15 protein-coding genes are annotated in these 17,478 nt (G+C 71.5%); 10 read left to right on the forward strand and 5 right to left on the reverse strand.

Features of this window, described 5'->3' with window-relative positions; all coding sequences use genetic code 11:
* The first annotated feature begins 50 nt into the window (after positions 1–50).
* From IFT79_RS15275 to IFT79_RS15310, 8 genes are all read left to right on the forward strand, one after another.
* Entirely contained in the window at positions 51–530 is a 480-nt protein-coding gene (locus IFT79_RS15275; protein ID WP_192125129.1) for a PH domain-containing protein, read from the forward strand.
* Positions 527–2,422: a PH domain-containing protein gene (locus IFT79_RS15280; RefSeq protein ID WP_192125138.1), complete on the forward strand. Its 1,896-nt coding sequence runs from the start codon at positions 527–529 to the stop codon at positions 2,420–2,422. Before IFT79_RS15275 ends, IFT79_RS15280 begins: the two co-directional genes overlap by 4 nt.
* Complete coding sequence (locus IFT79_RS15285) at positions 2,419–3,273, forward strand: Rossmann-like and DUF2520 domain-containing protein (RefSeq protein ID WP_159824897.1); 855 nt, start codon at positions 2,419–2,421, stop codon at positions 3,271–3,273. The genes IFT79_RS15280 and IFT79_RS15285 overlap by 4 nt, the downstream gene beginning before the upstream one ends.
* A 50-nt stretch (positions 3,274–3,323) precedes the next feature.
* Positions 3,324–4,871: a lysine--tRNA ligase gene (lysS, locus tag IFT79_RS15290; protein ID WP_192125141.1), complete on the forward strand. Its 1,548-nt coding sequence runs from the start codon at positions 3,324–3,326 to the stop codon at positions 4,869–4,871.
* A gap of 151 nt (positions 4,872–5,022) precedes the next feature.
* Positions 5,023–5,295, forward strand: coding sequence for a hypothetical protein (locus IFT79_RS15295; RefSeq protein ID WP_192125163.1), 273 nt, complete (start codon positions 5,023–5,025; stop codon positions 5,293–5,295).
* A gap of 401 nt (positions 5,296–5,696) precedes the next feature.
* A complete protein-coding gene (locus IFT79_RS15300) occupies positions 5,697–6,719 on the forward strand; it encodes a sigma-70 family RNA polymerase sigma factor (RefSeq protein ID WP_056044073.1) in 1,023 nt (340 codons plus the stop codon).
* Between the two features lie 393 nt (positions 6,720–7,112).
* The gene (locus IFT79_RS15305; protein WP_192125143.1) at positions 7,113–8,123 is read left to right on the forward strand and encodes a hypothetical protein; all 1,011 of its coding nucleotides are present in this window, start codon (positions 7,113–7,115) and stop codon (positions 8,121–8,123) included.
* 302 nt (positions 8,124–8,425) lie between these two features.
* Positions 8,426–9,277, forward strand: a complete 852-nt coding sequence (locus IFT79_RS15310) for a serine protein kinase RIO (protein ID WP_192125145.1) — start codon at positions 8,426–8,428, stop codon at positions 9,275–9,277.
* 159 nt (positions 9,278–9,436) lie between these two features.
* On the opposite strand, the gene IFT79_RS15315 is transcribed toward IFT79_RS15310, so the two are convergent.
* Positions 9,437–10,435, reverse strand: coding sequence for an NAD(+)/NADH kinase (locus IFT79_RS15315; protein ID WP_082460093.1), 999 nt, complete (start codon positions 10,433–10,435; stop codon positions 9,437–9,439).
* Positions 10,436–10,630: 195 nt separating this feature from the next.
* Here IFT79_RS15315 and IFT79_RS15320 point away from each other — a divergent pair, with 195 nt between their 5' ends.
* Together IFT79_RS15320 and IFT79_RS15325 are read left to right on the forward strand one after the other, a co-directional pair.
* Positions 10,631–13,120 (forward strand): ATP-dependent Clp protease ATP-binding subunit, encoded by a 2,490-nt coding sequence (locus IFT79_RS15320; protein WP_159828242.1) that lies wholly within the window; start codon positions 10,631–10,633, stop codon positions 13,118–13,120.
* Positions 13,121–13,300: 180 nt separating this feature from the next.
* A complete protein-coding gene (locus IFT79_RS15325) occupies positions 13,301–13,942 on the forward strand; it encodes an amino-acid N-acetyltransferase (RefSeq protein WP_192125147.1) in 642 nt (213 codons plus the stop codon).
* A 123-nt stretch (positions 13,943–14,065) separates the two neighbouring features.
* On the opposite strand, the gene IFT79_RS15330 is transcribed toward IFT79_RS15325, so the two are convergent.
* The 4 genes from IFT79_RS15330 to IFT79_RS16075 all read right to left on the reverse strand — a co-directional run.
* Positions 14,066–14,575: a dehydrogenase gene (locus IFT79_RS15330; protein WP_267659159.1), complete on the reverse strand. Its 510-nt coding sequence runs from the start codon at positions 14,573–14,575 to the stop codon at positions 14,066–14,068.
* A 13-nt stretch (positions 14,576–14,588) separates the two neighbouring features.
* The gene (locus tag IFT79_RS15335) at positions 14,589–15,269 is read right to left on the reverse strand and encodes a hypothetical protein (protein ID WP_192125149.1); all 681 of its coding nucleotides are present in this window, start codon (positions 15,267–15,269) and stop codon (positions 14,589–14,591) included.
* Between the two features lie 636 nt (positions 15,270–15,905).
* Positions 15,906–17,270, reverse strand: a complete 1,365-nt coding sequence (gene radA, locus IFT79_RS15340) for a DNA repair protein RadA (RefSeq protein WP_055975569.1) — start codon at positions 17,268–17,270, stop codon at positions 15,906–15,908.
* A 9-nt stretch (positions 17,271–17,279) separates the two neighbouring features.
* Positions 17,280–17,478: hypothetical protein (locus IFT79_RS16075; protein ID WP_207116413.1), on the reverse strand; the 199-nt coding region annotated here is incomplete at its 5' end.

The following is a 17,478-nucleotide window of genomic DNA, read 5'->3' on the forward strand; positions in this document are numbered from 1 at the left end:
GCGGTCCCACCACCGCCGACCGACCGCTGCCGACCGGAAGAGACGCCGACATGGACCGACTCGACATCCCCGACGCCGAGTGGAACCGCGTCTCGCCCAAGTACGTCTGGCCCGAGCTGATCGGCTACCTCGTCACCGGCCTCATCGTGGCCGGGGCCACCGTCCCGCTCTGGCTGATCGGCCAGTGGTGGACCTACGCGATGACCGCCGTCGTGGTGGTCGTCACCGTCGTGGTCGCCGCCCTGACCCCCCGTCGCGTCCGGGCGATCGGCTACCAGCTGCGCGAGGACGACCTGCTGCTGCGCAAGGGCATCCTGTACCTGCGCGTCGTGGCCGTGCCCTACGGGCGCATGCAGCTCATCGACATCAACCGGGGCCCGGTCGTCCGGGCACTCGGCCTCAGCGACCTGAAGTTCGTCACCGCGGCCGCGGCGTCGGCCGTGACGATCCCGGGCGTCCCCGCCGACGAGGCCGAGCGGTTGCGCGACCGCCTCGTCGAGCTGGCCGAATCGCGTCGGGCCGGCCTGTGAGCGACCCCCGCACCGGGGCGGACGGCGGCGGGGGCCGACCCGCGCCTCCGGACGTCGCCGCGCTCACCGACGGCGAGTGGCACCGCCTGCACCCGGCCACCCCGCTGCTCAAGGGCGGCATCGCCCTGGCCGCGGTGCTCGTCATCCTGTTCAACAACGCGCGCGAGTACGTGGTCGAACTGTTCGTGCCCGGCGGCCGGCGAGGTGACGAGGGCGACCCGTTCGGGTACGTCGTCGACAAGGGCTGGCTGGGCCTGCTGCTGCTCGCCGTGGTCGTCGTGATCGCCCTGTTCGTGGGCGGGTTCTGGTTGTCGTGGCGCATGCACACCTTCCGGGTGGGCGAGGACGTCGTCGAGGTCCGCAGCGGCATCGTGTTCCGTACGAACCGGCGGGCGCGGCTCGACCGCATCCAGGGCATCAACATCCAGCGTCCCCTGCTGGCCCGCGTCTTCGGCGCCGCCAAGCTCGAGGTCACCCAGGCCGGGCAGGACGCCAACGTCGCCCTCGCCTACCTGCGGTCGGCGTCGGCGGACGACCTGCGCCGCGAGATCCTGCGGCGCGCGGGCGGCGCGCAGCAGACGCACGCCCCGGCCCCGAGCGCGCCCGGTGCACCGGTCGATGCGCGAGGCGCGGGCACGGGCGATGCGACCGACCCGGCCGCCGTCGCCGGGACCTCGACCCCCGGTCGGACCGGCGCCCCCGCCCCGCACCGGCAGGGCTTCGGCGGTCTGGTCGAGCAGCGCGCCCACGAGTTCCTCGCACCCGAGCTCGACCCCGACGAGGCACCGCCCCGGTCGGTCGTGGCCCTCTCGCCCGGTCGCCTCATCGGTTCGACCGTCCTGAGCGGTTACACGCTGTTCCTCCTGGCAGCCGTCGTGGCGATCGTGATCAGCGTGGTCACGACGGGCGAGTGGTTCCTGCTCTTCGTGCTGCTGCCGGCCGTGCTCGGCTCGGGCGGGTTCTACGTCAACCGCATCACGAAGTCGCTGCGCTACACGATCGCCGGCACGCGCGACGGGGTCCGCATCGGCTACGGCCTCTTCTCGACCTCGAACGAGACGCTGCCGCCCGGCCGCATCCACTCGATCAAGGTCAGTCAACCGCTGCTCTGGCGCCCGTTCGGCTGGTGGGACGTCAAGATCAACCGCGCCTCGCGTTCGAGCACCAAGGGCGCCGCCGGGCAGGAGAACACGACGATCCTGCCGGTCGGCGACGAGGACGACGTCCGCCGCGTCCTCGAACTCGTCCTGCCCGAGCTGGTCGGCGTGGCCGCCGTGGGCGTCGCCGCCGAGGAGGCGCGGGCCGGGTCGCCCGCACCGGCGGACGCCCCCGAGGCGGTCGCCTCCGCGGCGGTCCCGGTGGCCGATGGCTCCGCGACCGGCGAGGCCGCGCCTCCTGCCCTCGGGGGTGAGGGGGTCGCCGACGAGACGTCCGTGACCGGCGCCGCCGCGCCTCCTGCCGTCCGTGACGCCGTCGAGGCGACGACCGAGCACACCCTGTCGCTCGTCGAAGGCGGGCTGAGGTCGAGCGGCACGGACGGCGGTTTCACCGTGTCTCCGCGCCGGGCCGCCGTGCTGCGCTGGTTCTCGTGGCGGCGCAACGGATTCCGCTCGGCGCCGGGTGCGCTGTTGCTGCGCAAGGGCGCGATCTGGCGCCAGCTCGTCATCGTGCCGCTGCCCCGGGTGCAGAGCGTCGGCCTGGTGCAGGGTCCGTTGCGCCGCCGGCTGCGGCTCGCGACCGTGCACCTGCACACGGTCCAGGGGCCGATCGTCGCCGAGATCGGCGCGCTCGACCAGGACGACGCCCTCGGCTTCTTCACGACCGCCGGTCGCGAGGCCGTCGCCGCCGCCCACGCCGACCGCACCCACCGCTGGAGCGAGGAGACCCCGTGACCGACCCGTCGACCGGCGGCCCCTCCCTCGGCGGCTCGTCCCTCGGTGGCCCGCGCGACGCACCGCGCGACCCCCGGCCGACCGCGCGCGGCTCCGACCGCCGCAGCGGCCGCCTCGGCGTCGGCATCGTCGGCGCCGGCCGGGTCGGGCCCGTGCTGGGTGCCGCGCTCGCCGCCGCCGGTCACGCGATCGTCGGCATCTCGGCCGTGTCCGAGCGCAGCCGCGACCGGGCCGAGGCGATCCTGCCGGGCGTGCCCCTGTTGACCGTGCCCGAGATCGTCGAGCGCAGCGAGCTCGTCCTGCTCGCCGTCCCCGACGACCAGCTGGCCGACCTCGTGCAGGGCCTGGCCGCGACGGGCACCTGGCAGCCCGGCCAGCTCGTCGTGCACACCTCGCCCCGGCACGGGCTCGAGGTGCTCCGGCCCGCCCTCTCGTCGGGGGCGATCCCCCTGGCGATCCACCCGGCCCTCGCCTTCACCGGCACGACCATCGACCTCGTCCGACTGCGCGACGCCTGGTGCGCCGTCACCGCGCCGACCCCCGTCCAGCCGATCGGCCAGGCGCTCGTCGTCGAGATGGGGGCCGAGCCCGTCATCGTGGCCGAGGCCGACCGGCCGCGTTACGCCGAGGCCATCGCGACGGCCACCGAGTTCTCGGCCGCGATCGTCACGCAGTCGGTCGGACTGCTCACTGAGCTGGGCCTGCCCGAGCCGGGGCGGCTGCTCGCGCCGCTGATGCGGTCGGCCATGGACGCCGCCCTCGGCGAGGCCGGGGGCGCGGCCGGCCCCGGTACCATCGACATGGCCTCGTTCGACGACGGCCCCACCGCGTTCGGTGACCCGCGCGCCTGACCCGGCCCGCGCCTCCCGCCCCCCTCCACCACCCCAGGAGCACCTGACACATGACCGCCGCGCCCGACCCGACCACCACCCCCGACGACGAGGCGGCCACCGCCGCGCGCGAGGCGTCGGAGCAGAAGCAGGTGCGGCTCGACAAGCGCGCCCGCCTGCTCGAGGCCGGCGTCGAGGCGTACCCGGTCGGCGTGCCGATCACCGACACGATCGGTGCGGTCCGCGCCCGGTACGCCGAGCTCGAGACCGACAGCCGCTCGGGTGACGTCGTCGGGCTGGCCGGTCGCGTCGTGCACGCCCGCAACACGGGCAAGCTCTGCTTCGCCGCGCTCCAGGCGGGCGACGGCAGCCGCATCCAGGCCATGGTCTCGCTCGCCGAGGTCGGCGAGCAGCGCCTCGCCGACTGGAAAGAGCTCGTCGACCTGGGCGACCACGTCTTCGTGAAGGGCGAGGTCATCTCGTCCCGTCGCGGCGAGCTGTCGATCATGGTCGGCGAGTGGTCGATCGCGGCCAAGGCGATCCTGCCGCTGCCGAACCTGCACTCCGAGCTCAGCGAGGAGACGCGCGTGCGTCAGCGCTACCTCGACCTGATCGTGCGCGACCAGGCCCGCGCCACCGTCCGCGCCCGGGCCGCCGCGGTCTCGTCGCTGCGCCGCACCTTCGACTCGTACGAGTACCTCGAGGTCGAGACGCCCATGCTGCAGACCATGCACGGCGGCGCCGCGGCCCGACCGTTCCAGACGCACAGCAACGCCTTCGACACCGAGCTGTACCTGCGCATCGCGCCCGAGTTGTTCCTCAAGAGGGCCGTCGTCGGCGGCATCGACCGCGTCTTCGAGATCAACCGCAACTTCCGCAACGAGGGCGCCGACTCGACGCACTCGCCCGAGTTCGCGATGGTCGAGGCGTACCAGGCCTACGGCGACTACGACCAGATGGCCCGCCTCACGCAAGAGCTCGTGCAGAACGCCGCCATGGCCGTCTCCGGCTCGCACCTCGTCACCCTCGCCGACGGCACCGAGTACGACCTCGGCGGCGAGTGGGCCCGCGTGCCGATGTACGAGTCGCTCAGCGAGGCCGTTGCGAAGTCGTGGGACAAGCCCACTCAGCCTCCGATCATCACCCCGTCGACCACCGTCGCCGACCTGCAGGCGCTCGCCGCCACCGTCGACCTGGTCGTGCCGCACGAGACCCACGGCAAGCTCGTCGAAGAGCTCTGGGAGCACTTCGTCAAGCCGTCGCTCGACCGCCCGACCTTCGTGGTCGACTTCCCGGTCGACACGAGCCCGCTCGTCCGCCAGCACCGCTCGAAGCCCGGCGTCGTCGAGAAGTGGGACCTCTACGTCCGCGGCTTCGAGCTCGCCACCGCGTACTCCGAGCTGGTCGACCCGGTGATCCAGCGCGAGCGCTTCGTCGAGCAGGCCGCCCTCTCGGCCCGCGGCGACGCCGAGGCCATGCGCCTCGACGACGACTTCCTCACCGCACTCGAGCACGGCATGCCGCCGAGCGGCGGCATGGGCATGGGCATCGACCGCCTCCTGATGGCGATCACGGGCCTCGGCATCCGCGAGACGATCCTCTTCCCGCTGGTCAAGTAGCGCCCGCGCCCGCGCTCGCGTTCGCGCGGGGGTGCGGACGCTCGCGCGTCGGGTGCAGGAGGCGCGGTGCCGGTCGGGCACCGCGCCTCCGTCGTCTCGGCGTCGAGAGGTGCACGTGGTTTTCCCCGGGAGGGCGACGTACCCTGGTCGGGTGCCTGAGTCCCTTGCCGGAGCCATCGTCTTCTCCGTGACGCCCACCATCCTCGTGGGCCTCATCTTCTGGTTCATCGTCCGGGCACTGCTGCGCTCCGACCGCACCGAGCGGGCCGCCTACGCCAAGGTCGAGGCCGAAGAGCGCGCCCGGGCCGAGGCGGAAGAGCGCGCCGAGTCGCGTGAGCTGTCCGGCCGCGCCGGCGCTACCGGCACCTCGGGCCTGTCCGACCGGTCGGACCTGTCCGACCGCTCGGGCCGCCGCGCGGTCTAGTCCGGCCTCTCCCGCCACCGGGTGGGTCGCCGAGGGGTGCGCCGGTGACGGGCGCGCCGGTGACGCGGGCGTCCTCAGGTCACGGCACCGCGCCTCCTGGGCTCGCGGTGCCGTTCGTCGTACCCCGACAGATCGGCCGCCGAGTTTCCGGTGAGCGACCTGGGAATGTGTACCCCCGGCGTGATAGCCACCGCCTATACCCGTTCCGGGCTGCTGTCAAACGTCGTTCGCCTTCGTACCCCGTCGACGTCGAAACTCTGGACGTGCGCTCGGAGTAGTCCCGTCAGGGCCTGCACCAGCTTTTTTCCGCACGCCCCCGCACGCCAGACTCGAAGTACGCCGACGAGCTTCACGAACTAATCGACGCGACACCAGGTCAGTACTCGAGCAGGGAGAGAACGATGACGACCACTTCCGTCACCACGCGCAACACCACCACAGCCACCGACGACACCGAGGTCGAGGTCCTGTCGCAGGTCCGAGGGGCCTCCACCGACCAGGTCGGCGACTACCTCCGCCACATCGGCCGCATGCCGCTGCTCGACGCAGCGGAAGAGACCGAGATCGCCCGCCGCATCGAGGTCGGCCTGTTCGCCGGCGAGAAGCTCAAAGAGCTGCAGGCCGCCGACGCGGTCAAGAAGAACCGCACCAAGGCCCACGCCGAGATGCTCCGCGACCTCCGCTGGCTGCAGCACGACGGCGAGCGTGCGAAGGACCGCATGATCACCGCGAACCTCCGCCTCGTCGTCAGCATCGCCAAGCGCTACACGCAGCGCGGCCTGCCCTTCATGGACGTCATCCAGGAGGGCAACCTCGGCCTCGTCCGTGCCGTCGAGAAGTTCGACTACACGCAGGGCTACAAGTTCTCGACCTACGCCACGTGGTGGATCCGTCAGGCCATCGCCCGCGGCCTCGCCGACAAGGCGCGCGCCATCCGCATCCCGGTGCACACGGTCGAGCGCATCAACCGCATCTCGCGGGCCGAGCGTGACCTGACCGTCGACCTGGGCCGTGCGCCCACCGTCGACGAGGTGGCCGAAGAAGTCGCCATGGACGTCGCCGACCTCATCGAGCTGAAGTCCCGTTCGCACGAGCCGGTGTCGATCCACACCGTCGTCGGCGATGCCGAAGACAGCGAACTGGGCGACTTCATCGAGGACGAAGAGACCCCGTCGCCCACGCAGGCCACCGAGAGCTCGCTGCTCAACCGCGACATGCACGCCCTCGTGGCGACGTTGCCCGAAGACGAGGCGCGCGTCATCCGCATGCGCTTCGGCCTCGACGACGACCAGCCGATGACCCTCGACGAGATCTCCAAGCGCGTCCACTCGTCGCGCCAGGCCGTCTCGCGCGTCGAGAGCCGTGCCCGCCTCCGCATGTTCGCGAAGGCCGTGAGCCAGGACCTCCAGCTCTACCTGCAGTAGGTCGTATGCGGTCACGCCGCACGCTGCACCACGCGAGGGCCGTCGCCCGGGTCACCCCGGGCGGCGGCCCTTCATCGTGCCCGGGGGTCGCGTCGTGTCTCGTGCCGTGCCGTGGCGCCCCGCACCGAGCCTCCTCGGAGCCGCGAGTGGGCAGAACATGCTCTTCGGGGTTCGCCGAGCAGCATCTTCTGCCCACTCGTCGCCGATCGGTCTCGTCAGCCGGAGGCCTCTTCCGCCGAGTGGGCAGATCTTGCCCTTCGCGGGGTCGGGAGCAGCATCTTCTGCCCGTTCGGGCCGTGCGGCGTCTGGTCCCCAGAGGCGACGCGCTCGCACGGATCCCGAAGCGACGACATCAGGAGGTGCGGGTCGCGTTCCGGCGGGCACTCTCGACGAGTGCCGCGCATCGTCGTCCCCCTCCCGCTCGCCGATCGCCCCTTCGCCGTCGACGAGGCCCACCGTGCGGGTCTCAGGGTCGGGCGTCTCCGGGGTGCCGACCTCGAGGCTCCGCACCGCGGCGTCCGGCGCCTCGTCGGCCGGGGCTCCGAACCGCACGACCCGGACGACCCGCACGACCCGCACGACCCGCAGACCGCCCTGCTGGCGAGTGCCCGGGCGTTGCTTCCGGTGATGCTCGACGACTGGCGTTTCTCCCGGGTGACGGCTCTGGGCCTGTGGGGTCTTCCCGTGCCGTGGTGGGTCCGCGACGGCAGAGAACCACTCCACGTCACCTCGATCGAGGGGCGTGGCCCGCGACGGCCTGGTGTCGCCACGCATCGGGCAGGGGCGGCCGCCTCCCGGGCCGACCCGACGGACCGTCGTGCAGGACTCGGTCCGTCCGACCGGCCCCCGATGTCGCGGGTCGACGGTCTGCCGGTCGACGAGCCGGTCACGGCGTGGGTGGAGTGCAGGTCGCTGCTGTCGCTCACCGACCTCGTCCGGGCCGGAGATGCGTTGGCCGGCTGCTGGTCCCCCCACGTGGCTGCTCGGGAACGACCGGTCGCGCAACTCGAGCGTGCGCTCCACGACGCCCGGGGTCGGCGTGGCGTCGCCCGTGTCCGAGAGGCCTTCGCACTCGTCCGACCCGGGGTCGAGTCGCCGAAGGAGACCGAGCTCCGCCTGCTCCTGACCCGGGCGGGACTCCCGGAGCCCGAGATCAACGTGCGCACGTACGACGACCGTGGGCGCTACCTCGGCAAGCCCGACCTCCGGTACGCGTGGTGCGGGGTGGCCGTCGAGTACGAGGGTGACGAGCACCGCCGCGACCCCGGGCGCTTCCGACAGGACATCCTGCGCCGCGAGAGGTTCGCCGATGCCGGTTGGCGCACCGTCCGGTGCACGGACGACGATCTCCACGGGCGACGGGCCGACGAACTCGTCGCCCGCGTGCGTCGCCTGCTGTCGTGACTCGGCCGAGTGGGCAGAAGATGCGCTTCGTTTCCGTCCGAAGAGCATCTTCTGCCCACTCGACCGGCAGGGATCGGGAGAAACGACCGTCGACAGGGGAGGCGCGGGGCGGTACCGTGAGCGGACCAGGGCCACGAGGTGGCCGGGCCACGAGAGACTCCACGAGAGGGGTGATGAGCATGACTGCCGTCAACGCATGCCACGCGTACCCCACTCATCCCGAGACCCTCCGCCCGTAGCGACAGCCGCGCGACGCTCGTCGCGCCCGCCGGGCCGGTCTCACGCCTCCCCTGGAGCACCGCTTGTCCTTCTCCGACGATTTCGTCGTCCCCACCTTCTCCACCGTCGACCCCGACTCCGACGCCGACCAGCGCTGGTCCACCTGGCCGGCCGCCACCCCCACCGAACGCGGGCCCCGGCCCTGGCCCGCCTGGGTCGTCACCTCCGCGGCCGCGATCGACACCGAGCTCGGCGTCGTCAAGACCGGCAAGGAGGCCGACGTCCACCTGATCGACCGAGCCGTGCCGACGGACGTCGTGCTGGGCGCCGGTGACGGAGCCCGCGCCTCCTTGCTGGCCGCGAAGCGGTACCGCGGGCCCGAGCAGAGCGACTTCCACCGTTCGTCGGAGTACCGGGAGGGCCGACGGGTCCGCAACACCCGCGACGGCCGGGCGATGGCTCGCGGCTCGGCGCACGGCCGCCGCGTGCAGGCCGGGCTCTGGGCCGCGGCCGAGTTCGACGCGCTCTGCCGCATGCACTCCCTCGGCGTCGCCGTGCCGTACCCGGTGCAGATCAGCGGCACCGAGATCCTGATGGAGTTCATCGGGCACGGGGTCGAAGCCGCCCCACGCCTCGCCCAGGTCAAGGACGACGGCGCCACCCTCTGGCCGTTGTTCGAGCAGGTGCACGAGATCGTGATCGGCTTCGCTCGGGCCGGCTTCGCACACGGGGACCTCTCGCCGTACAACCTGCTCGTGCACGACGGGCGCGTGGTCGCCATCGACGTGCCCCAGCTGGTCGACGTCGCGAGCAACCCGACCGGCGTCGAGCTGCTCGAACGCGACTGCCGCAACGTCTGCTCCTGGTTCGCCCGGCGCGGGTTCGTCCGCGACCCCGAGCAGGTCTTCGCCGAGGCGCTGGGCGAGGTGTACTAGGCCGGGGCCGGGCCGAACCCGCCCGCGTTCGTGACGACTGCCCCGGGCCGCACGACGGCGGCAGAGCGCAGGAGGCGCGGCGCGCGATCATCGCGCACCGCGCCTCCTCAAGGTGAGTGCGTCGGCGCCCGGGGCTGATGCCCCCGGGCGGCGGCCGCGTCAGTGCAGGGGGCTGATGCCGGTGACGGCGGTGTCGTCGTCGTGGGCGACGCCGGCGAGGCCGCCGGCGCGTTCGGCTCGCTCGCGGAAGCGGGCCCGGACGTCGGTGGGAACGAGCTCGAGCAGCTGGTCCTCACGCAACGGCAGGTCGAGCAGGCTGAGCTTCAGGCGGCCCTTGCGACCGTGTCGGTCGGCGTCGAGTCGGATGACCTGGCCGGCGTCGCGCCGCAGCACGAGCCTGATGACGCAGCCCTCGCTGACGTCGGCGACCACGCGCCCGTCGACCTCGAGCGCGGCCGAGTGCGTGCCGTCGCCGATCTCGAAGCGCAACTTCTCTCGCGGGCCGAGGACGACCGAGCGGTCGATGCCCGACATCGGCGCCACCGGGGTGACCACGACGGCCGCGATCGCGGGGGACAGGATCGGCCCGCCCGCGGCGTAGTTGTAGGCGGTCGACCCGGCGGGGGTCGCCGCGACGATCGCGTCGGCCTTGTAGTAGCCGTAGGGCGTCTCGTCGAGGACGAGGTCGGCCGAGACCACGCCCTCACCCGGACGGCGGGCCACCGAGACGTCGTTGAAGGCCAGGTAGGTGTTCTCGAAGCCGGATGCCGAGTGCGTGACCTCGAGGGCGTGGTGCGCCTCGAGCGAGAACTGCTTCTGGCCGACGCGGTCGAGCGCCTCGGGCAGTTCGTGCGGCTCGACCTCGACCAGGAAGCCCACGTTGCCGTAGTTGACGCCCAGCACGGGCACGGGACGCTCGGCGACGAGCCGCATGGCGCCGAGCATCGTGCCGTCGCCGCCGAGGGCCACCACGACGGTGACGCGCTCGCGGAAGGTGCGCTCGTCGACCAGCTCGACGCCGTCGCCGACCCGTGCCGCGTCGGAGGTCATGGCGACCAGGTGAGCCTGTGAGCGGGTCGTCCAGCCGCGGATGATCTCGACGCTGTCGAGCACCGACTTCGTGGGGTGCGGAACGAGGCCGACCGTGAACTTGCCCATGGACGCGAGGCTAGCCGCCACCCCTGTCAGCGCGCCCCGTCAGCCCGCCTGCGCACTGCTCTATGCCCCCAGCGAACAGGGGCAGATTAAGCCGCGGGGCCTGGTTACTCTCTCTGTAAACCGGTGCCGAACCCTGCGGGCGCCAGATGCACATTCGGTGGCGACAACCACCCCGCCACCTAGGGAGCAAAGAAGATGTTCGAGAGATTCACCGACCGTGCCCGTCGCGTCGTCGTCCTCGCCCAAGAAGAGGCGAAGATGCTGAACCACAACTACATCGGCACCGAGCACATCCTGCTCGGTCTGATCCACGAGGGCGAAGGCGTCGCCGCCAAGGCCCTCGAGTCGCTGGGCATCTCGCTCGACGCCGTGCGCGAGCAGGTGCAAGACATCATCGGCCAGGGCCAGCAGCAGCCGACCGGCCACATCCCCTTCACGCCTCGTGCGAAGAAGGTCCTCGAGCTGAGCCTGCGCGAGGCGCTGCAGCTCGGCCACAACTACATCGGCACCGAGCACATCCTGCTCGGCCTCATCCGCGAGGGTGAAGGAGTCGCCGCCCAGGTGCTCGTGAAGCTCGGCGCCGACCTCAACCGGGTCCGCCAGCAGGTCATCCAGCTCCTCTCCGGCTACCAGGGGAAAGAGGCGGTGGCCGTGGGCGGCGAACAGACCCAGGGCGCGCAGGGCGGCAGCCAGGTGCTCGACCAGTTCGGTCGCAACCTGACGCAGGCCGCGCGCGACAACAAGCTCGACCCGGTCATCGGGCGCGAGAAAGAGATGGAGCGGGTCATGCAGATCCTCTCCCGTCGCTCGAAGAACAACCCCGTCCTGATCGGTGAGCCCGGCGTCGGCAAGACCGCCGTCGTCGAGGGCCTGGCCCAGGCGATCGTCAAGGGCGAGGTCCCCGAGACGCTGAAGGACAAGCAGCTCTACTCGCTCGACCTCGGTTCGCTCATCGCCGGCAGCCGCTACCGCGGTGACTTCGAGGAGCGCCTGAAGAAGGTCACGAAAGAGATCCGCACGCGCGGCGACATCATCGTCTTCATCGACGAGATCCACACCCTCGTGGGTGCGGGTGCCGCCGAGGGTGCCATCGACGCCGCGTCGATCCTCAAGCCGCTGCTCGCCCGTGGCGAGCTGCAGACGATCGGTGCGACCACGCTCGACGAGTACCGCAAGCACTTCGAGAAGGACGCCGCCCTCGAGCGCCGCTTCCAGCCCGTGCAGGTCAACGAGCCCTCGCTGCCCCACGCGATCAACATCCTCAAGGGGCTGCGCGACAAGTACGAGGCCTTCCACAAGGTGTCCATCACCGACGGCGCCATCGTCGCGGCGGCGAACCTCGCCGACCGCTACGTCAGCGACCGCTTCCTGCCCGACAAGGCCATCGACCTGATCGACGAGGCCGGCGCCCGCCTGCGTCTGTCGATCCTGTCCGCACCGCCCGAGCTGCGCGAGTTCGACGAGCGCATCGCCGGCGTCCGCGGCCAGAAAGAGGGCGCGATCGAGGACCAGGACTTCGAGAAGGCCGCCTCGCTGCGCGACGAGGAGAAGAAGCTGCTCGGTGAGCGCCTCCGTCTCGAGAAGACGTGGCGTTCGGGCGAGGCCGGAGCCGGCGGAACCGTCGACGAGGGCATCATCGCCGAGGTCCTGGCCCAGGCCACGGGCATCCCGGTCTTCAAGCTCACCGAAGAAGAGACCTCGCGCCTCGTCTTCATGGAGAAGGCCCTGCACCAGCGCGTCATCGGACAAGAGCAGGCCATCGCGGCCCTCTCGAAGACCATCCGCCGCACGCGTGCCGGCCTGAAGGACCCCAAGCGTCCCTCCGGGTCGTTCATCTTCGCCGGGCCCACCGGTGTCGGCAAGACCGAGCTGGCCAAGGCGCTCGCCGAGTTCCTGTTCGACGACGAGGGCGCGCTGATCTCGCTCGACATGTCCGAGTACGGCGAGAAGCACACCGTCTCGCGTCTGTTCGGTGCCCCTCCCGGGTTCGTCGGCTTCGAAGAGGGCGGGCAGCTGACCGAGAAGGTCCGCCGCAAGCCGTTCTCCGTGGTGCTGTTCGACGAGATCGAGAAGGCCCACCCCGACATCTTCAACTCGCTGTTGCAGGTGCTCGAAGAGGGTCGTCTCACCGACGGTCAGGGTCGTGTCGTCGACTTCAAGAACACGGTCATCATCATGACGACCAACCTCGGCACGAAGGACATCACCGGCGGCCCCGTCGGCTTCCAGATCGAGGGCGACACGGCGACCTCCTACGAGCGCATGCGTTCGAAGGTCACCGAAGAGCTCAAGAAGCACTTCAAGCCCGAGTTCCTGAACCGCGTCGACGAGACGATCGTGTTCCCGCAGCTCAACCAAGAAGAGCTTCTGCAGATCGTCGACCTGTTCGTCAAGCGCCTGTCCGACCGTCTGCTCGACCGCGACATGACGGCCGTGCTCTCGCAGTCCGCGAAGGAGCGTCTCATCGAGATCGGGTTCGACCCGTCGCTCGGTGCCCGGCCGCTGCGTCGTGCGATCCAGCACGAGGTCGAGGACCGCCTGTCCGAGCGCATCCTGCAGGGTGAGCTCAACGCGGGCGACCACGTCCAGGTCGACTTCGTCGACGGAGAGTTCACCTTCGCCACCTCGCGTCAGCCGGGTCGCGAAGAGGTCCTCGTGGGCGACGCCCCCGAGCTCGAGAGCTAGGCGCGACGGCAACACCGGCACGACAGCACTACCGAAGGAGGCGCGGGTCGCCTTCGACGCCCGGGGCGGTCTTCCACTGTGGAGGCCGCCCTTCGGCGTACCCGGGGCCGGGTCGCGAACGCGTCGCTAGGCTGGGCGGCGGCCCGCGCCTCCTCGGGTCGTGGTCTTCGAGGGAGTCCCATGTCAGACGCGGCAGACGCGCCCACCGGTGCCGACGGACTCGGCGGTGCCGACGGACTCGGCGGTGCCGACGGACTCGGCGGTGCCGACGGACTCGGCGGTGCCGACGCGCTCGGGGGTGCCGACCGGCACGGCATCACGGTGCGGAACGCGGTCGTGAGCGACGTGCCGCACATCCAGCGACTGTGCGAGCCGTTCGTGCAGAAGCGCATCCTGCTCGGCAAGGATCTCGTGACGTTGTACGGCGACGTCCAGGAGTTCCAGATCGCCGTCGGGCCCGACGGGGTGCCGATCGGCTGCGGCGCGCTGCACGTCATGTGGGACGACCTGGCCGAGGTGCGCACGCTCGCCCTCGACGCCGCATGGATTCGCAAGGGGGTCGGCCACCGCCTCCTCGAGTCGCTCGAAGGGGCGGCCCGTCGGCTCGAGATCGGCCGACTGTTCTGCCTGACGTTCGAGGTCGACTTCTTCGAGAAGCACGGCTACCTCAACGTCGGTGACGAGGGACTCGTGCCGCCGGACGTCTACGGCGAGCTCGTGCGCTCGACCGACGAAGGTGTGGCGGAGTTCCTCGACCTGGCGCGGGTGAAGCCGAACACGCTCGGCAACTCGCGGATGCTGAAGGCGCTGCCCGCGCTGTAGTCGTCGTAGCCCGAGCCCACGATCACCGTGGCCGGTCGAGTGGTGCCGAATCGTCCCTCGACGCGCTGGGAAGGACGATTCGGGACCACTCGACCCGCGCCTCCTGGGCTCGCGGGCTTCTCGCTAGCCGAGGGCCTTGAGGAGGTCTTCCGGGTTGGCGGCCATGGTGTGCGGGCCGGCGATGTCGAAGAAGACCTGCTCGATGACGTCGAGGTGGGCCTCGAGGAAGGCGCGCAACGAGAGCGCGTCGTAGAGCATGACCTGGCGGTTCGGGTCGTCGGGGACCATCGCGGCGTAGGTGTCGTCCGACGAGAAGAGCAGCAGGATGCGCTTGTCGGTGTTCTCGCGGCCGAAGACGCGGACCTGGTCGCCTTCGTCGGGGAGGGCTCCGTCGTCGGGGCCGCCGGTGGAGGGTGCGGCGTCGGCGGTGGCGCTCGTGGCGCTCGCGTCGCTCGGCAGGACGAGCTTCGGGACGACGACCACGTCGTGCCGCAGGGCGAAGGCGACGGCGGCGGCGTCCTGGGCGGCGAGGGCCAGCTCGAGCGACTCGGAGCGGAAGGTGCCGTTGCGGTCGTCCGGGTCGACGGGCTCGCGGGGGTCGACGGGCTCGGAGGAGGGGGTGGCTGCGTTCACGGGTGGGTCACTGTCAGTTCAGGATCATCTGGGCGGTGTCGGCGGAGGTGATGTCGCCGACCGAGACGGCGAGGCGGTAGGTCGCGCCGCCGGCGGTGACGGGTTCGCGCGAGGTCGACTCGCAGGTGTCGGCGGAGGAGCGCGTGCGGTCCCAGGCGATGGGGGGAGTGCTGAGGGTCTGGCCGGCGGTGAGCGTGACGACCTGGTTGGTGCCGTTGACCTGGCAGTCCTTCGACGACCAGTACTGCTCTTCGCCGCTCGAGATGACGAGGGTCTGCTGGGCCGAGCCGAGGTCGATCGAGCAGTCGGAGCGGCCCGAGTTGGTGATCGACATCGAGATCTGCGGCAGCTCGGTGGCGGCGTAGCTCGTCTTGTCGGTGACGGGCTTCAGCTCGATGCTGCGGGTCGAGCAGGCCGGGGCGTCGGAGGCGCCCTCGGTCGAGGTGTCGGCCGGGTCGGCGGTGGCGTCGGCCGCGGGGGCGGTCTCGGTGGGGGCCGGTTCGCTGGGGGCGGTGTCGGCCGGGGGCGCGGAGGTCGTCGCGGCGGCACCGGGTTCTGCCGAGCCGGACCCGGGGCGGACGACGATCAACACGATGATGACCACGACCGCGATAAGACCGAGCGCGAGCACCGCGCGACGACGCCAGTAGACCGAGGGCGGTTGCGGCCCGACCGGGTTCTTGAACGTCGACATGGGCACAGGTTAAGGGCCGGTCAGGGGGTTGGCCGGGACCACCACGGCGTGTGGGCTGAGAATCCGCGTGGAGCGGGGTGCAGGTGCCTGGTGAGGCCGCCGACCCGGGTGTACCCCGCTGCGGGAGATGTCGGGTGGGGGCGGGTGCTCGGGTGCTCGGGTGGTCGGGACGTGGGGCCGAGTGGGCAGAAGATGCTGCTCGTGTGCGGCGGAGGAGCATCTTCTGCCCACTCGGGCCCTCATCTCGTGCGGGCCGGGCCGGTGGGTGCGGCTCTGGTTCCGGAGGCGCGGGTCGAGTGGTCGGAGATCGTCCGTCGGGTGCGTCGGAAGGACGGTTCGGGACCACTCGACGGGCTGGTGCTCGTGTGCGGGCGTGCAGGTGTGCAGGCGTCGCGGCCGTCGAGTGGGCAGAAGGTGCTCGTCGGGTTGGTGGGAGCAGCACCTTCTGCCCACTCGCACCCGGTGTCGGACGTGCGGACCGTACGTCCGCCGGCCGGGCCGGCCCCGGCCCGGCCCGTGGCCCGGGTCAGGAATCACGGGACGCGTCAGCACACCCGAGTCGGCCTCGGGTCACGAGGCGCGGGTGGGGCCGAGAGACGCGGGTGTCTCGGGTAAGGAGGCGCGGGTCGGGTCGGCTCAGAAGGCCCGGTCGAGCTCGCGGTCGCGTTCGGAGCCTGCGGCGCTGAATGCCCGGCGGAGCGCTTCGCGCAGGTTGCCCGATTCGGCGTCGACGAGCTGGGTGAAGCCGAGGCGTCGTGCTTCGGAGGCGCGTTGTTTGGGGGAGGACACGGGGCGGATCTCGCCGGCGAGGCTGATCTCGCCGACGGCGGCCATGGTCTGGGGGAAGGGTTTCTCGCGGCTGGCGCTGGCGAGGGCGAGGGCGATGGCGAGGTCGGCGCCGGGTTCGGTGATCTTGATGCCGCCGACGGTGCTGACGTAGACGTCGGCGTCGCCGAGGCGGATGCCGGCGCGGCGTTCGAGCACGGCGAGCAGCATGGCGACGCGGGAGGAGTCGACGCCGTTGACGACGCGGCGGGGTTGGGGTGTCGAGCTGGCGACGATGAGCGCCTGGACCTCGACGGGCAGGGCCCGGCGGCCTTCCATGGCGACGGTGATGCAGGTGCCGCTGACGGGGGTGCCGTTGCGGGACATGAAGAGGCCGCTGGGGTCGGCGACCTCGGCGATGCCGTCGCCGGTCATCTCGAAGCAGCCGACCTCGTCGGTGGGGCCGAAGCGGTTCTTGTGGGCGCGGATGAAGCGGAGCGCGGTCTGCCGGTCGCCTTCGAACTGGCAGACGACGTCGACGAGGTGTTCGAGCAGGCGGGGGCCGGCGATGGTGCCGTCCTTGGTGACGTGGCCGACGAGCAGGACGGGCAGGTTGCGGTCTTTGCTGACGCGGATGAGGGTCGAGGCGACTTCGCGCACCTGCGAGGTGCCGCCGGCGATGCCGTCGATGGTGGACGAGGAGACGGTCTGCACCGAGTCGACGATGACGAGTTGGGGGTCGACCTGGTCGATCTGGCCGAGGATGACCGAGAGGTCGACCTCGGCGGCGAGGAAGAGGTTGTCGTGCATGGCGCCGGTGCGTTGGGCGCGGAGGCGGACCTGCGAGGCGCTCTCTTCGGCGGTGACGTAGAGGACGCGGGCGCCGGTGGCGGCGGCGCGGGAGGCGACCTCGAGCAGCAGGGTCGACTTGCCGACGCCGGGTTCGCCGCTGAGCAGGATGGCGGCGCCGGGGACGATGCCTCCGCCGAGGACGCGGTCGAACTCCGCGATGCCGCTGGGCCAGTAGGCGACGCTGTTGGCTTCGACCTGGGTGATGGGTCGTGCGACGCGGTCGCCTTCGACGCGGACCGAGGCGGTGCCGCGGGCGCTGACGAGGGCCGAGGTGACGTCGACGACGGTGCCCCACTTCTGGCACTCGCCGCAGCGCCCGGCCCACTTGAGCGACGTCCACCCGCACTCGGTGCAGCGGAACGGGGGAGTGGTGGTGCGAGCCATGCCGTCAGCCTAGGAGGCGCCCCCGACATCGGCGGAGGCGTCCTTCGGGGACGTGGTCGCGCCTCCTGCGGTATCCGTCGTCGGGGTGTCGCTGCTGGTGCCGGCAGTCGGGGCCGCGGCTGCCGCGGCCGTGTGGGCCGCGACGGCTTCGGCCTCGCGGGCTTCGTGCGCGGTGGCGGCTTCATCGGCGGCGATGCGGGCGAGGCGG

The sequence above is a fragment of the Frigoribacterium sp. CFBP 8759 genome (assembly GCF_014841655.1).
In the GTDB taxonomy this organism is placed as follows: domain Bacteria; phylum Actinomycetota; class Actinomycetes; order Actinomycetales; family Microbacteriaceae; genus Frigoribacterium.

What these genes read in the sequence shown, in the direction of transcription:
- IFT79_RS15275 (WP_192125129.1), top strand. Translation starts at nt 51, where the DNA reads ATGGACCGACTCGACATCCCCGACGCCGAGTGGAACCGCGTCTCGCCC.
- lysS (WP_192125141.1), top strand. Translation starts at nt 3,324, where the DNA reads ATGACCGCCGCGCCCGACCCGACCACCACCCCCGACGACGAGGCGGCC.
- IFT79_RS15300 (WP_056044073.1), top strand. Translation starts at nt 5,697, where the DNA reads ATGACGACCACTTCCGTCACCACGCGCAACACCACCACAGCCACCGAC.
- IFT79_RS15315 (WP_082460093.1), bottom strand. Translation starts at nt 10,435, where the DNA reads ATGGGCAAGTTCACGGTCGGCCTCGTTCCGCACCCCACGAAGTCGGTG.
- IFT79_RS15320 (WP_159828242.1), top strand. Translation starts at nt 10,631, where the DNA reads ATGTTCGAGAGATTCACCGACCGTGCCCGTCGCGTCGTCGTCCTCGCC.
- IFT79_RS15325 (WP_192125147.1), top strand. Translation starts at nt 13,301, where the DNA reads ATGTCAGACGCGGCAGACGCGCCCACCGGTGCCGACGGACTCGGCGGT.
- IFT79_RS15335 (WP_192125149.1), bottom strand. Translation starts at nt 15,269, where the DNA reads ATGTCGACGTTCAAGAACCCGGTCGGGCCGCAACCGCCCTCGGTCTAC.
- radA (WP_055975569.1), bottom strand. Translation starts at nt 17,270, where the DNA reads ATGGCTCGCACCACCACTCCCCCGTTCCGCTGCACCGAGTGCGGGTGG.